Annotated in this window: 10 protein-coding genes; 4 read left to right on the top strand and 6 right to left on the bottom strand. The window is 72.3% G+C overall.

Going from position 1 to position 14,441, the window contains the following annotated elements:
• Positions 1–91: 91 nt before the first annotated feature.
• Both OHV05_RS19790 and fxsT read left to right on the top strand, forming a co-directional pair.
• Entirely contained in the window at positions 92–1,504 is a 1,413-nt protein-coding gene (locus OHV05_RS19790) for a TIR-like protein FxsC (protein WP_405018862.1), read from the top strand.
• Entirely contained in the window at positions 1,501–5,505 is a 4,005-nt protein-coding gene (fxsT, locus tag OHV05_RS19785; RefSeq protein ID WP_405018861.1) for an FxSxx-COOH system tetratricopeptide repeat protein, read from the top strand. Before OHV05_RS19790 ends, fxsT begins: the two co-directional genes overlap by 4 nt.
• 36 nt (positions 5,506–5,541) lie before the next feature.
• Here the strand turns inward: fxsT and OHV05_RS19780 are convergent, their stop codons facing one another.
• The 4 genes from OHV05_RS19780 to OHV05_RS19765 all read right to left on the bottom strand — a co-directional run bounded on the left by OHV05_RS19780 (position 5,542) and on the right by OHV05_RS19765 (position 9,389).
• On the bottom strand, positions 5,542–6,480 hold the full coding sequence (locus OHV05_RS19780) for a LysR family transcriptional regulator (RefSeq protein WP_405018860.1): 939 nt from the start codon (positions 6,478–6,480) through the stop codon (positions 5,542–5,544).
• Between the two features lie 100 nt (positions 6,481–6,580).
• Positions 6,581–7,171 carry an RNA 2',3'-cyclic phosphodiesterase gene (gene thpR, locus OHV05_RS19775; protein WP_405018859.1) on the bottom strand — a complete coding sequence of 197 codons (591 nt, stop codon included), beginning with the start codon at positions 7,169–7,171 and terminating at the stop codon, positions 6,581–6,583.
• Between the two features lie 115 nt (positions 7,172–7,286).
• Complete coding sequence (locus OHV05_RS19770) at positions 7,287–8,807, bottom strand: MFS transporter (RefSeq protein ID WP_405018858.1); 1,521 nt, start codon at positions 8,805–8,807, stop codon at positions 7,287–7,289.
• A 147-nt stretch (positions 8,808–8,954) separates the two neighbouring features.
• Complete coding sequence (locus OHV05_RS19765) at positions 8,955–9,389, bottom strand: MarR family winged helix-turn-helix transcriptional regulator (protein ID WP_403037192.1); 435 nt, start codon at positions 9,387–9,389, stop codon at positions 8,955–8,957.
• 243 nt (positions 9,390–9,632) lie between these two features.
• On the opposite strand from OHV05_RS19765, the gene OHV05_RS19760 reads away from it, so the two are divergent.
• Positions 9,633–10,412: an MHYT domain-containing protein gene (locus tag OHV05_RS19760; RefSeq protein WP_405018857.1), complete on the top strand. Its 780-nt coding sequence runs from the start codon at positions 9,633–9,635 to the stop codon at positions 10,410–10,412.
• A 64-nt stretch (positions 10,413–10,476) separates the two neighbouring features.
• Here the strand turns inward: OHV05_RS19760 and OHV05_RS19755 are convergent, their stop codons facing one another.
• Both OHV05_RS19755 and OHV05_RS19750 read right to left on the bottom strand, forming a co-directional pair.
• Positions 10,477–12,174 (bottom strand): hydrogenase maturation protein, encoded by a 1,698-nt coding sequence (locus tag OHV05_RS19755; RefSeq protein WP_405018856.1) that lies wholly within the window; start codon positions 12,172–12,174, stop codon positions 10,477–10,479.
• A gap of 215 nt (positions 12,175–12,389) precedes the next feature.
• Complete coding sequence (locus OHV05_RS19750) at positions 12,390–13,850, bottom strand: NCS2 family permease (RefSeq protein WP_405018855.1); 1,461 nt, start codon at positions 13,848–13,850, stop codon at positions 12,390–12,392.
• A gap of 244 nt (positions 13,851–14,094) precedes the next feature.
• Between OHV05_RS19750 and OHV05_RS19745 the strand changes: the two genes are divergently transcribed.
• Positions 14,095–14,394 carry a DUF2530 domain-containing protein gene (locus tag OHV05_RS19745; RefSeq protein WP_405018854.1) on the top strand — a complete coding sequence of 100 codons (300 nt, stop codon included), beginning with the start codon at positions 14,095–14,097 and terminating at the stop codon, positions 14,392–14,394.
• Positions 14,395–14,441 lie beyond the last annotated feature (47 nt).

The raw sequence follows: 14,441 nt of genomic DNA, 5'->3' as shown, positions 1-14,441 counted from the left end.
AGGGAACGACGCGGTTGGGAACTGTGGACATCCCGGCTACGTCTGAGACGGTGCACCACCAACACACCGGATGGTCTCGGGGGAGGCGCGTGTGTACGGCGACGACGACCCTGGCGGGTGGGACGAGAACGCGGAGCGTCCGTACTTCTTTCTCAGCTACGCGCACGTCCCCAGGTCCCGCACCGGCGGGGCCGGTGATCCCAACCAGTGGGTGAACCGCCTCTTCAACGACCTCTGCGACGAGGTGCTGCACCTGACCGACCTGCGCGGCGGAGCGCCGGTCGGTTTCATGGACCAGTCCATGCACCAGGGCCAGCTGTGGGCCGAGCGGCTCTCCCAGGAGCTGGCCAGCTGCCGGGTGTTCGTGCCGCTCTACTCGCCGCGCTACTTCACCAGCGTGGCCTGCGGCCAGGAGTGGCACTCCTTCGTCCAGCGGCCGGTCTTCCCGGAGCGGCAGAGCACCGAGCGGCCGACCGGCATCGTGCCGGTGCTGTGGATCCCGATGAGCGATCACCAGCTGCCCGAGGTGGCCCGGCAACTCCAGTTCAACCACCGGGGGTTCGGCCCCGACTACGAGGCCGAGGGGCTGTACGCACTGATGCGGCTCGGCTACTTCCGCCGGGCCTACGAGCTGGCCGTGCACCGGCTGGCCGAGCGGATCGTGGACGTGGCGGCCAGCACCGTGATCCCGCCCGGCCGGCCGCTGGACTTCCAGGCCCAGCCGAGTGCCTTCCCGACCCCGCGCACCCGGCAGTTACGGATCTCGGTGCTCTCCTACCCGCAGGCCGAGGTGCCGGAGGGCCGGAACCCGGACTACTACGGGCCGCAGCCGACCGACTGGCGCCCGTACCAGCCCGCCTCGTCCCGGCCGCTCGCCGACCACGCGGCCCGGGTGGCCCGGCAGTTGGGCTTCGAGCCGAGCGTGCACGCGTACGAGGACGAGGCGGAGGCGATCCTCGCCGAGGGCCCGCCGACCGCGCCCGGGCTGCTGCTGCTGGACCGCTGGGCCCTGCGGGACGAGACCCGGCGGGCGGCGGTGGTGGACTTCGACCGCCGCAACCCGTCCTGGGTGAGCGTGCTGGAACCGTGGAACAGCACCGACCCGGACTGCGTCGCCGACGGCGAGGCGCTCTCCGAGCTGAGCGCCCGTACGCTGCGCTCCCAGCACCGTGACAGCCGGCCGAGCTTCCACGGCAGCCCGGCCGAGCTGGGCTCGCTGGAGGAGTTCGAGGCGGCGCTGCCGCGCGCGGTGATGCGGGCCAAGTACGCCTTCGAGGAGAGTTCGAGGCCACCGAGCGGTCAGGGCAACCAGCCCGACGGGACCGGCGGCCCGGGCAGTGCCAGGCCGAGCCTGCGCCGGGCCTTCGAGAGTCCGTCGAGTGCCAGGGAGGAGCCGCCACCACGACGGCCCTGGAGTCGGGACGACCGGGACAGCGACCAGTCGCGCTATCACGAGGAGGACGATTCTCCCCCGGGGATCGCCTTCGGGGGAGGAGAGTTATGACCGACAAGCCGACCAGGAAGCTCCGGATGGCCGATCCGGTGGAGGACACCGAGCCGCAGGCCAGCGAGGACCGCCAAGGCCGGGTGGTGACCTTCTACTCCTACAAGGGCGGCACCGGCCGCACCATGGCGCTGGCCAACACCGCCTGGATCCTGGCCGCCAACGGCTTCCGGGTGCTCACCGTGGACTGGGACCTGGAGGCGCCGGGCCTGGCCAAGTTCTTCCGGCCGTTCCTCGACCAGGGCGCCCTCGCGGGCACCACCGGGATGATGGACCTGATCACCGACTACCGGGAGGAGGCGCTCCGCGAGGTCGAGCACCCGCCGGGCTGGCACCAGGACTTCGCCCGGGTGCACCCGCACGCGCTGTCGCTCTCCTGGCCCGGCTTCCCACCCGGTGGCAGCCTGGACTTCCTCTCGGCCGGTCAGCTCAACCGGGACTACTCCGAGGTGGTCGGCCGGCTCGACTGGGACCTCTTCTACGACCGCTTCGACGGCGGGCAGTTCTTCGACGCCCTGAAGCGGGACATGAGCCGCCGCTACGACTACATCCTGATCGACAGCCGGACGGGCCTGTCCGACATCGCCGAGATCTGCACCGTGCAGATGCCGGACGACCTGGTGGTCTGCTTCACCCTGAGCGACCAGAGCATCGAGGGCGCCTCGAAGATCGCCCAGCACATCAACGACCGGTACCGGGAGCGGGCAATCCGCATCCTGCCGGTGCCGATGCGGATCGACGAGGGCGAGAAGGAGAAGGCGGACGCCGGCCGGGCGCTGGCCCGGCTGCGGTTCTCCGGGCTGCCCGAGGGCCTGGTCGAGGAGGAACTCGCCCACTACTGGGGCTCGGTGGAGATCCCGTACCGGCCGTTCTACGCCTACGAGGAGATCCTCGCCACCTTCGGCGACCAGACCGGCACCCCGACCTCGATGCTGGCCGCCTGCGAGCGGCTCACCTCGGTGCTGACCAAGGGCCGGGTCACCGCGCTGCCGCCGCTGGACGAGGACGTCCGGCTGCACTGGGTCGAGGCGTACACCCGGCGGCGGCCGACCGTGCCCGCCGACCTCTACCTGTCCTTCGTGCCCGAGGACCGGATCTGGGCGGACTGGATCGCCGCCGTGCTGGAGAGCGCCGGCTTCCGGGTGGTGCCCCGGGACATCGGCGCCGGGGCGGACACCCGGCAGGAGACCGAGCGCGGCATCGACGCCGCCAACCGGACGGTCGCGGTGCTCTCCGCCGCGTATCTGAGGGCCCCTCAGGCCCGGGCACTGTGGGACTCGATGGGCGGTTTCGACCCGTCGGGCAGCCGTCGCCAGATCGTCCCGGTCCGGGTCAGCGACGTCCGGCTGAACGCGCCGTTCGTCAGCCGCAACCCGGTCGACCTGGTCGGCCGGGACGAGAGCCAGGCCGCCGCCATCCTGCTCCGCGCGCTCGGCCGGGCGGACGCCGACATCGACGCCGAGGTGCAGATCCCGCGGTTCCCCGGCACCCGGCCCTCGTACTGGTCGGTGCCGCAGCGCAACCCGTCCTTCACCGGCCGGGCCAAGGTGCTGGAGGAGCTGCGCGAGCAGCTGGTCGGCGGGCCGATGGTGGTGCTGCCGACCCCGCAGACGCTGTACGGGCTCGGCGGTGTCGGCAAGTCGCAGCTGGCACTGGAGTACGCGCACCGCTACATGTCGCACTACGACCTGGTCTGGTGGATCGACGCCGAGCAGACCGACCTGATCCCCACCGCGCTGTCCGACCTGGCCGGGCGGCTCGGGCTGCGGGTCGGCGACAGCGTCAACGAGGCCGCCGAGGCGGCCCGGGAGGCGCTCCGCCGGGGCAACCCGACCTCGCGCTGGCTGCTGATCTTCGACAACGCCGACGAGCCGAGCGAGATCCGCCGGTTCTTCCCCGGCGGCTCCGGGCACATCCTGGTCACCTCGCGGAACCAGGCGTGGTCCGGCCAGGCCGGGGTGCTCGGGGTGGACGTCTTCACCCGTGGCGAGAGCGTGGAGCACCTGACCCGGCGCACCCGGGGCCTGTCCCGGGCCGACGCCGACCGGGTGGCCGAGGCGGTCGGCGACCTGCCCCTGGCGGTCGAGGTGGCGGCCGCCTGGCTGGACACCACCCGCACCCCCGTCGACACCTACGTCCGCCAGCTCCAGCAGGAGGCCACCCGGGCCCTCGCGGTCGGCCGCCCGGCCGACTACCCGACCCCGGTCGGCGCCACCTGGAACGTCTCGATCGCCCGGCTGCGCGAGCAGTCCCCGGCCGCCGTACGGCTGTTGCAGCTCTGCGCGTTCTTCGCGCCGGAGCCGATCTCGATGGACCTGTTCTACAGCGACCAGATGATCAAGTCGCTGGTGAAGTACGACGAGGACCTCAGCGACGTCTTCATGCTGGGCAAGGTGATCCAGGCGGTCGGCCGGTACGCGCTGGCCAAGGTGGACGCGGGCAGCAACAGCTTCCAGGTGCACCGGCTGGTGCAGGCCGTGGTCCGGTCCGAGATGGACGACAGCGCCCGCGAGGCCGCGATGCACGAGGTGCACCGCATCCTGGTCGGCGCCAGGCCGGCCCTCGGCGACACCGACAACCCGGCCAACTGGCCGAGGTTCGAGAAGATCTGGCCGCACCTGGCCCCCTCCCGGGCGCAGGACTGCGACGAGCGGGAGACCCGCGAGCTGCTGATCGACCGGGTCCGCTACCTGTGGAAGCGCACCGACCTGGACAAGGCCCGCACCCTGGCCGAGCAGCTCGACGCCACCTGGACCAGCCGGCTCGGCGGCGAGCAGGACGAGGTGGAGTCCCGGCACCTGCGGCGCCAGGTGCTCAGCCTCAACTTCCAACTGGCCAACGTGGTCCGCTCCCAGGGCAACTTCGCGGACGCCCGCTCGCTCGACGAGCGCACCCTGGCCGGGCAGAAGACCCTGCTCGGCGAGCACAACCCGTACACCCTGATGACCGCCGGATCGCTCGGCGCCGACCTGCGCGCGCTCGGCCGGTTCCAGGAGGCGCTGGACCTCGACCTGGAGACGTACGGCCAGTTCCGCGAGCTGTTCGGCGAGGAGAACGCCCGCACCCTGTCGATCGCCAACAACCTGGCCATCGACTACCGGCTGGTCGGCGACAGCGAGGCGGCCCGCGACCTGGACCAGGACACCTACGACCGACGGGCCGCGGTGCTCGGCCCGCGGCACCCGTACACCCTGTCCAGCAAGTCCAACCTGGCCCGCGACCTGCGTGAGATCGGCGACTACAAGGGGTCGATCGAGCTGCTCAGGGAGGTCACCGAGGAGCTCGCCGACGTGCTCCAGGCCGACCTGCCGGAGAACCTGCGCAACGCCAAGTCCCTTGCGGTGTCGCTCCGTCGGGACGGTCACCTGCGGGAGGCCAGGCAGCTCACCATGCAGACCTACGAGCGCTACCTGGACCGGTTCGGCGCGGAGGCGGCGGACACCCTGGCCTGTGCGCTCAACCTGGCCGCCGACCACAGCGCCTCCGGCGACAAGGAGGCCGCCCGGGACCTGGCCACCACCGTCTACGAGGGGCACCAGCGGCTGTTCGGCGACGAGCACCCGTTCACCCTGGCCTGCGAGAACAACCTCGGGATCTACCTGCGCGGCAGCGGGGACGTCGAGGCGGCGATCCGGCGCGGCACGCACACCGTCGGGACCCTCCGCTCGGTGCTCGGCCCCGACCACCCGTTCACCCTGAACGCGATGATCAACCTGGCCAACGCCTACGGCGACGGCGGACAGCCCGCCAAGGCCGAGGAGTTGGAGCGGGCCGCCTACGCCGGGCTGTGCAACCGGTACGGTCCCGCCCACCCGGACGCGATCGCCTGCGAGTCCAACCTCGCGGTCACCCTGCGCAAGTCCAACCCGGCCCAGGCCGCCGAACTCCGCGAGCACGCCCTGTCCGAGCTGCTCCGGCTGTTCGGCGAGGAGCACCCGAACACCGTCTCCACCCGGGGCTGGCGCCGGATCAACCGCGACCTGGAGCCGCAGCCGGTCTGATCCAGGCCCGCCGCCCGGTCGGCCCCCCTCGGGTGGCTACCGGGCGGCCAGCCAGCCCGCGTACGAGGGGCTGCGCCCGGCCGCCTCGGCGTGCGCGGTGCGGGCGTAGCCGGTCACCTCGCCGGCGGTCCCGGCCGCCGCGGCGGCCGGGTGCCAGCCGAGCAGGTGCCGCCAGGTCAGCGGGGAGCCGGCCAGCGGGACGGTGACCAGCCCGGCGGTCGGCGGGAAGGTGGCCCGGCACAGCCCGACCGCCCGGCCGACCTGCACCAGGTGCACGCAGGAGGCGGTGTCGGTCTCGTACATCGACAGCGGGGTGAAGCCGGCCCGGCTGCAGGCCGCCGCGAAGCAGTCCGCGAAGCAGCCCTCCCCCGGCGCCAGGGTCCACTGCTCGGCCGCGAGTTGACGCAGGATCAGCTCCTGCTCACCGGCCAGCGGGTGGTCGGCCGCCAGCATCACGAAGATCGGGTCGGTGCCGATCTCCCGCCAGGCCAGCTGCTCGTCACCCTGCGGCCGGCTCTCCCCGCAGCCCCCGACCAGTGCGAAATCCAGCCGCCCGGAGGCCACTTGGCCGACCAGCTGGCGGGTGGACCAGGAGGTGGCGGTGGTCACGGCGGCGCCGGGGTACTCGGCCATCAGCCGGTCCACCAGGGCGCCGAGCAGCGGTCCGTGGGTGGCGCCGAGCCGGAACCGGGGCGGCCCGTCGAGTGCGTTGGCGAACCGGGCCGCCTCCTCCTGGAGCTCCCGGGCGGCCGGCAGCAGCACCCTGGCCCGGTCCAGCACCAGCTCGCCGAGCGGGGTCGGCTGTACGCCCTCCCGGCTGCGCTCGAACAGGTCCCCGCCCAACAGGCGCTCGATCCGCTTGAGTTGGGTGCTCAGCGCGGGCTGGGCCAGGCCCAGCGAGACCGACGCCTTGGTCAGGCTGCCCGCCTCGGCGATCGCCCGGATGGTTCGCAGGTGGCGCAGCTCCAGCTCCATCCGACGAACGTACGGGCGACGGCTCGCCCGGACAAGGGAGCCGTCGCCCGGGAGGGCGACTGGCACCATCCGGCCACCCGGGCCCGCCCGGCCACCGGGGTCAGGCGCTCCGGTCGGCCAGCGGGAACCGCTCCAGCACCGTGTAGCGGGACCCGCCGAGGCCCGTCTCACTGCGCATCAGGCAGAGTTCACCGGCCCGCCACTCGACGCCCCGGAAGCCCTCCAGCGCCCCGGCCAGCCACGGCAGACCGCCCGCGTCGGTCCGCCGGTCGGCCCGGCGGCTGCCCCGCGCGGCGCCCGACCGGGCCAGGGTGAGATGCGGCTGGAAGCCGAGCCGGTCGCTCTCGACGCCCAGTTCGGTGACCCCGGCCCGGACCGTCTCGGCCAGTCGGCGGAGCGCCCGGACCTCCCCGTCCACCCCGGCCCAGAGCGCCCGGTCGCCGAAGCAGCCGCTGCCGGCCAGCCGGAGCCGGTGCGCACCGTGCTCCCCCGCCGACCGGGCCAGCAGCCCGGTCAGCGCGGGCAGCTCGGCCACCGGCAGCTCGCCCAGGAAGGCGAGCGTCAGGTGCCACCCCGCCACCTCGGTCCAGCGCAGCCGTTCCGCGCCCGGCAGCTCGCGCAACGGCGCCACCGCGTCGGCCAGTTCCTGTACCGCGTCGACCGGCGGGTTCACCGCCACGAAGAGCCTCATGGCCCCATGATCGTCCACCGGGGCCGTCCCGGGGGAACGATTTCGGTGCGGATCCGTGCCGGTGGCCCGGCCGGTCCTGGAGACCAGGCTCCGGGGCCGGACCGCCGGACCGCCGTCAGCAGGCGGTGGCCAGCTCGCGGGTGCGGACCGGGCCGCGCGGCACGAAGGCCACCACCCGGGAGCCCCGGTGCAGGTCGACCCGCACCTTGAGGTCGGCCGCCCGGGCCAGCACCAGGCCGACCACCAGGGCGGCCAGCGCGGAGACCGCGCCGCAGGCCAGCAGGCCGAGCCGGGGCCCGTACACATCGGTCACCCAGCCGACCACCGGGGCGCCGATCGGCGTGCCGCCGGTGAAGACCAGCACCAGCAGTCCGCTCACCCGGCCGCGCATCTCCGGGTCGGTGGACAGCTGGATCATCGAGTTGACCGAGGTGTTGAAGGTCAGGCCGAAGACCCCGATCACGGTCAGCAGCAGGGCGAAGGACCAGTACCCGGGGGCGAAGGCGGCCAGCACCTCCAGCGCGCCGAACACCAGCGCGGCACCGACCAGCCGGCGCAGCCTGGGCACCCCGCGCCGGGCGGCGAGCAGCGCGCCGGCCAGCGAACCGACCGCCATCGCGGTGTTCAGCAGACCGTACTGCCCGGCACCCACGTGGAAGGTGTCGTAGGCGAAACCCGACAGCAGGGTCGGGAAGTTGAACCCGAAGGTGCCGATGAAGCCGGCCAGCACCATCGGCCAGAGCAGTTCCGGACGCTCCTTCACGTACCGGAGCCCCTCCCGGAGTTGACCGCCCTGGCGGGCCACCCGTTCGGTCGGGCGCAGCTCGCCGGTCCGCATCGCCAGCAGGCCGCCGATCACGGCGGCGAAGGACACCGCGTTGACCGCGAAGGCCCAGCCGCTGCCGACCGCGGCGATCAGCAGACCGGCCACCGCCGGACCGATCAGCCGGGCGGTCTGGAAGTTGGCCGCGTTCAGGCTGACCGCGTTGGCCAGGTCCTTGGCGGGCACCATCTCGCTGACGAAGGCCTGCCGGGTGGGGTTGTCCACCACCGTGACCAGGCCGAGCAGCAGCGCGAAGACGTAGACGTACCCGGCGGTGACCGCCCCGGAGATGGTGAGCACCGCGAGGCCGACGGCCAGCAGGCCCATCGCGCCCTGGGTGGCGATCAGCAGCCGCCGCTTGGGCAGCCGGTCGGCGAGCACGCCGCCCCAGAGGCCGAGCAGCAGCATCGGGAGGAACTGCATCGCGGTGGTGATGCCGACCGCGAGCGGGCTGCCGGTCAGGCTGAGCACCAGCCAGTCCTGGGCGATCCGCTGCATCCAGGTGCCGGTGTTGGAGACCACCTGACCGGCGAAGTAGTAGCGGTAGTTGCGGATCCGCAGCGAGGAGAACATCCCGCCGGGCCGGGTGAAGCGGGCCCCCGTCGGGCCGTCCCCGCCCGGTGCCTGCCGGAGCGGGGTGGACGCGGCGGTCGGTGCCGCCGCGGTGCGTTCGTCGGGGTCGTCGTCGCCGTTGCCCGGCAGACCCACGGGGGTCGGCGCCAGGCTGTCGGCGGGGGCAGCGGTGGTGGCTGCCGATTCGGGTGTGGAGTCGTCGGTGCGGATGGCGGCGCTGGCGGCGGCCGGCGGTGTCACGGTGCTCTCCCCTCGAAGCGCGACCACGGCGGTGGCGGTGGTCGCACTGCTGGTTGATCGGTGGTGTGGTGCGGTGATGCGGTACTCCTTCTTCTTCCGGTCCCGACGACGTCCTGGCGGAGGCCCTGGAGGTGGTCCAGAGCCGGTCTAGAGGTGGGCCAACTTGTAGAGGACGGGTGCGGCCTCCTTGAGTACCGCCCACTCCTCCTCGGTCAGCCCCTGGGCCAGCTCGGCCAGCCAGGCGTTCCGCCGGCGGCGGCTCTCCGCGAGGATCGCCTCCGCCTGCTCGGTCGCACTGACCACCACCTGACGGCGGTCGTCCGGGTGCGGCTCGCGCCGGACCAGGCCCTTCTCCTCCAGCATCGCGATGATCCGGGTCATCGAGGGCGGCTGGACGTGTTCCTTCCTGGCGAGCTCACCAGGGGTGGCCTTGCCGCACCGGCCGAGGGTGCCGAGCACCCCGATCTCGGTGGGGCTCAACGACTCCTCGACCCGCTGGTGTCGCAGTCGGCGGGAAAGGCGCATGGCGGAGGAACGCAGCTGACTGACCGCTGCGAGGTCCTCCTCGGACATCTCGGGCATAGTCCTTAGCCTATCTCATTACTCTCGCTAATAAAAATTCATATCGGTCGGGTCGCGGGAAGACTGGACGTACCGTCAGGACTTCGTGCCCAGCTCTTGGCGTACTCGTGAAGGACCCATCCTGACCTGGGAGTTCACCAAATCCCCCAGGGTTGCCCAGCCTCCGGCCCGCCGATAGCCTCCAGGTTGTCAGGAACACAGCACGCCGGCGCAGTGCACCCCACCCCCGTCCAGGGAGTCTTCTTGGGTCACATCGACCACGCTGTCCACGGCTGGGTCACCCCGGCGATCTCGTACTTGGCCGCCTGCCTCGGGGCCCTGCTCGCCCTCCGCAGCACCCGGTGGGCGCTGCTCACCGAGGGCCGGACCAGGCGGAACTGGCTCACCTTCGCCTCGGTCTCGCTCGGCGTCGGCATCTGGAGCATGCACTTCATCGCGATGCTCGGCTTCGCGGTCCGCGGCGCCGAGATCCGCTACAACGTCCCGCTCACCGTGCTCAGCCTGCTGGTCGCCATCCTGGTGGTCGGCGCGGGCATCTTCACGGTCGGCTACAGCAGCCGCCCGGTCGGCTCGCTGCTGGCCGGCGGGATCGCCACCGGGCTCGGCGTCGCCGCGATGCACTACCTCGGGATGGCCGCGATGCGGGTCTCCGGCACCATCGCGTACGACACCACCACGGTGGCGGCCTCGGTCGGCATCGCGGTCCTCGCGGCGACCGCCGCCCTCTGGGCCGCGCTGAACATCCAGGGCACCGCGGCCGTGCTGTCCGCCGCGCCGGTGATGGGGATCGCGGTCTGCGCGATGCACTACACCGGCATGGCCGCGATCAGCGTCCGGCTCTCGGAGGTCCGCACCACCCCGCCCGGGGTGATCGGCCTGCAGTTCGTCTTCCCGCTCGCCGTCGGGCTCGGCACCTACGTCTTCTCCAGCGCCCTCGCGTTCGCCGTCGCCCCGAGCAAGCAGACCGGGCGCTCCTCGGTCTTCCTCGGCCCGGCCGCACCCCTCACCGTCCGGGCTCGGTAACCCCCCGGACGAGACGGGCCCCCGCCGCTGCCCGGCGGGGGCCCGTCCTGTGTCCGGCCCGGGTTCAGCCGCGCAGGTGGGCGGGGGTCTCGGGCGGGCAGCTCTTGTGCACGAACGCCCGGCGCAGCTGGTGGTAGCTCTCGCCCGGGTCGAGGAAGTTGTGCCGCATCCGGGCCAACTCCTCGGCGCGGTACGCCGCCAGCGGCTTGACCGCCTCGTCGTCGGCCCGGCGCTGCTTCTTCGCCACCAGCCTGGCGGCCAGTTCACCCGACCCGGCCAGCAGGTCGGCCTGCTCCTGCACCCAGCCCCGGAACGCCGTCGAATCACCACCGCCCACCCGGTCCACCAGACCGAGCGCCAGCGCCTCCCGGGGCCCGACCGGCAGCGCGGCAGCGGTCAGCCGCTCCGCCTGCTCGGCGCCGACCCGCCGCGGCAGCGTGTAGGTCCAGTACTCGGAGCCGTACAGCCCCATCAGCCGGTAGTGCGGGTTGAGGACGGCGGAGGCCCGGCACCACACCTCGTCGGCGGCCAGCGACAGCATCAGTCCGCCCGCCGCCGCGTTCCCCGCCAGCGCCGCGACCACGTACTTGTCGGTGCTGGTGAGAATCGCCTCGACCAGGTCGTCCATCGCGTTGATGTTCGCCCAGGACTCCGCCGCCGGGTCGCCGGCCGCCTCGATCACGTTCAGATGGATACCGTTGGAGAAGAAGTCCCGCGACGGCCCCAACACCAGCACCGACGTCGGCCGCGCCACCGCCGCCCGGTACGCCGCCAGCAGCCGACGGCACTGCGCCGTACTCATCGCCCCACCAGGGAACCCGAACTCCAGATACCCGACCTCCCCCGCCTCCCGGTAGCGGATCTCCGACCAGGTCTGCCGCCCGGCCGCCCGCTCGGGCGTGACCGGCACCTCCGGTACGCCCGCCAGCACCAGCGCGGGGCCGAGCACCCGGGCGGCGGGCAGTTTGAAGGTGGGTGGTCCGCCGGCCTCCCGGCGCGGGCGCAGCTGCGGTATCCACACCGCGCCGTCGGCGGTGGCCCGGCAGACCGCGCCGTCCCTGGTGGCGATCAACTCGCCGGGCCTACCGCGCAGTTCGTCCTCCGCGCAGCCGCCGTGCAGGAAGTACTCCCGGCCCAGCAGGGTGTCCAGCACCCCGGGCTGACTGTCCGCCGCCCGCAGCTTGCGCAGCACCGTCGCGGTGTCGTCCGCCGCCCAGTCGATCCGCCGGAACTCCTGCGCGTGGTAGGGGCGGAGCTGCCCGGTGACGTCCCACTGGGAGTAGTCCAGCGGCTCGGGCCCGTACCAGCCGCCCGCGAACCGCTCGACCGCCAGCAGCACCGCCTCGACCGCCGCATCCGCCACCTCGTTGCGGTACACCTCGCTCTTCCCGCCGGCCCGGACGGCGAACGGCACCGACGCCCAGACCGGCCCCGCATCCATCTCCGCCACCGCCTGCAACACCGTCACACCCCACTCGGCCGCACCCAGATGGATCGCCCAGTCCAGCGACGACGGCCCCCGGTCCCCCTTCGGCCCCGGATGCACGATCAACACCGGATACCGCTGCCAGACATCCTCCGGCACCGCCCGGGTCAGCATCGGCGCCAGGATCAGATCCGGCCGGAACCGCTCCACCCCGGCCCGCACCGCCTCGTCCCCCAGCGCGAGTTCGACCCCCAGCGTGTGACCACGCTCCCGCAACTCCACATGGACACGCTGGGTCAGGCTGTTGAAAGCACTGGCGATCAGCAGAATGCGCATTTGCCCTCCGACGGCAGGTCAGCAGTACCGCGAACTCCCCCGTTCACGCCCTGCTCAGCCCCGCCCCCGAGCTCCGGGCGAGCTCATCCAAACATGTCCATGCCCAGTCGAACCGCCACCCCGGGGACCTCTACAACACCCCTCCCAAACGCCCGCCGGGAACGCACCGAGCCCTCCCAAGCAGTGCTCGGGAGGGCTCGGTGGTGACGCTCGGATCAGCCGAGGCCGAGGGCCGGCATCAGGTAGTAGAAGGCGAAGACCGCGGCGACCGCGTAGAGCGCGACCGGGACGGTGCGGCCGCGGCCGTCCGCGAGGCGCAGGACGCAGAAGGCGATGAAGCCGAAGCCGATGCCGTTGGTGATGCTGTAGCTGAACGGCATCAGGACCATGGTGAGGAAGGCCGGGACGGCGATCGTGTAGTCGGACCAGTCGATGTCCCGGATCGAGTTGGCCAGGATCAGGAAGCCGACGGTGACCAGGGCCGGGGTGGCGGCCTGGGCCGGGACCATGGTGGCGAGCGGGGTGAGGAAGAGCGCGACCAGGAACAGCGCGCCGGTGACGATGGAGGCGAAGCCGGTCCGGGCTCCCTCGCCGACGCCGGCGGTGGACTCGACGAAGCAGGTGTTGGCGGAGGAGGAGGTCGCGCCGCCCGCCGCGGTGGCGATGCCGTCCACCATCAGGATCTTGTTGATGCCGGGCAGGTCGCCCTTCTCGTCCAGCAGGTGCGCCTCGTCCGCGACGCCGAGGATGGTGCCCATCGCGTCGAAGAAGCAGGACATCAGCACGGTGAAGACGAACAGGCAGCCGGTCAGCAGGCCGACCTTGCCGAAGCCGCCGAACAGGCTGACCTGACCGACCAGGCCGAAGTCGGGGGCGGCCACCGGGTTGCCCGGCCACTCCGGCACGGTCAGGCCCCAGGAGGACGCCGGGATGCTGGCGGCCTGGTCGATCAGGACCGCGACGGCGGTCATGGTGGCGATGCTGATCAGGATCGCGCCGGGGACCTTACGGATCATCAGGACCAGGGTGAGCAGCAGGCCCAGGATGAAGATCAGCACCGGCCAGCCGTTCAGGTGGCCGTCCGAGCCGAGCTGGAGCGGGACGGTGGTGTGCGCGGCGTCCGGGATCCGGCTGACGAAGCCCGCGTCCACCAGGCCGACCAGGCAGATGAAGAGGCCGATGCCGATCGCGATGGCCTTCCGCAGGCCGAGCGGCACCGCGTTCATCACCCGCTCGCGCAGCCCGGTGGCCACCAGGATCATGATCGCGAAGCCGGCCAGCACCACCATGCCCATCGCGTCCGGCCAGGTCATCCGGGGGGCGAGCTGGAGCGCCACGATCGTGTTGACGCCGAGCCCGGCCGCCAGACCGATCGGCACGTTGCCGATCACACCCATCAGCAGCGTGGTCAGACCCGCCGTCAGGGCGGTCGCGGTGACCAGCTGGGCACTGCTCAGGTGGGTGCCGTTCATGTCGACCGCGCTGGCCAGGATGATCGGGTTGAGCACCAGGATGTACGCCATGGTGAAGAAGGTGGCGACCCCGCCACGGACCTCACGGGCGAGCGTGGAGCCGCGCTCGGAGATCCGGAAGAACCGGTCCAGCGGGCTGGACGGCTGCGGGGCGGCCGGGGAGGGCTCGGGCGACGTTGCGGTCGGCTGGGCCAGCGGAGACATTCGCGTCCTCGTCAGGTGGGGGAGGTGAGGAGGGCGGAGACCCGGAGCGTCACTGGCCGGGGCTGCCGGGCGACGGCCGGGCAGTCGGGGGATCGCACCAGGACCGTAGCGGATTCTCAGTATGAGTTCCTCGATCGTGCACGCGCCATCTTCGCGCGTAGAAAGAGCCCATTACGGTCAGAATCGATCACAGCTCGCTCCCACCACTACGGCCCCACCCAACCCGCCCCGTAGGCTGGGCCCCATGGCCAAGACCGCGCTGCGCCCCTCTCCCCCGCCGCTGGAAGCGAACGACGTTGCGATCGTCGGCGGCGGCACGGTGCTCTGGTTCGTCGGCTTCCTGGTGCTGATCCCCTTCAAGGGCAGCCTGGAGCAGCACGGGCACGGCAGCTGGCCGTGGATCTGCCTGACCGGGGCCGGTCTCGGCCTGATCGGCCTCTGGTACTGCCGGGCCCGCCGGGACGCGATCCGTCGCAGCAAGGCGAGCCCGGTCGAGGGCGTGGGCGAGAGCGCGACCGAGGGCCCCGCCACTCGGTTGGACTGAATCGGCCCAAGGTAGGGCGCACCGCGCAAATCGCCCACCTAGAGTCG

This window comes from Kitasatospora sp. NBC_00070 (assembly GCF_045041205.1).
Lineage (GTDB): Bacteria > Actinomycetota > Actinomycetes > Streptomycetales > Streptomycetaceae > Kitasatospora.
The sequence above is the reverse complement of the archived record's forward strand: the minus strand, read 5'-3'. Positions and strand labels throughout refer to the sequence as shown.

Coding starts and splice junctions, on each gene's coding strand:
- fxsT (WP_405018861.1), top strand. CDS start 1,501: ATGACCGACAAGCCGACCAGGAAGCTCCGGATGGCCGATCCGGTGGAG.
- OHV05_RS19780 (WP_405018860.1), bottom strand. CDS start 6,480: ATGGAGCTGGAGCTGCGCCACCTGCGAACCATCCGGGCGATCGCCGAG.
- thpR (WP_405018859.1), bottom strand. CDS start 7,171: ATGAGGCTCTTCGTGGCGGTGAACCCGCCGGTCGACGCGGTACAGGAA.
- OHV05_RS19765 (WP_403037192.1), bottom strand. CDS start 9,389: ATGCCCGAGATGTCCGAGGAGGACCTCGCAGCGGTCAGTCAGCTGCGT.
- OHV05_RS19755 (WP_405018856.1), bottom strand. CDS start 12,174: ATGCGCATTCTGCTGATCGCCAGTGCTTTCAACAGCCTGACCCAGCGT.
- OHV05_RS19750 (WP_405018855.1), bottom strand. CDS start 13,850: ATGTCTCCGCTGGCCCAGCCGACCGCAACGTCGCCCGAGCCCTCCCCG.
- OHV05_RS19745 (WP_405018854.1), top strand. CDS start 14,095: ATGGCCAAGACCGCGCTGCGCCCCTCTCCCCCGCCGCTGGAAGCGAAC.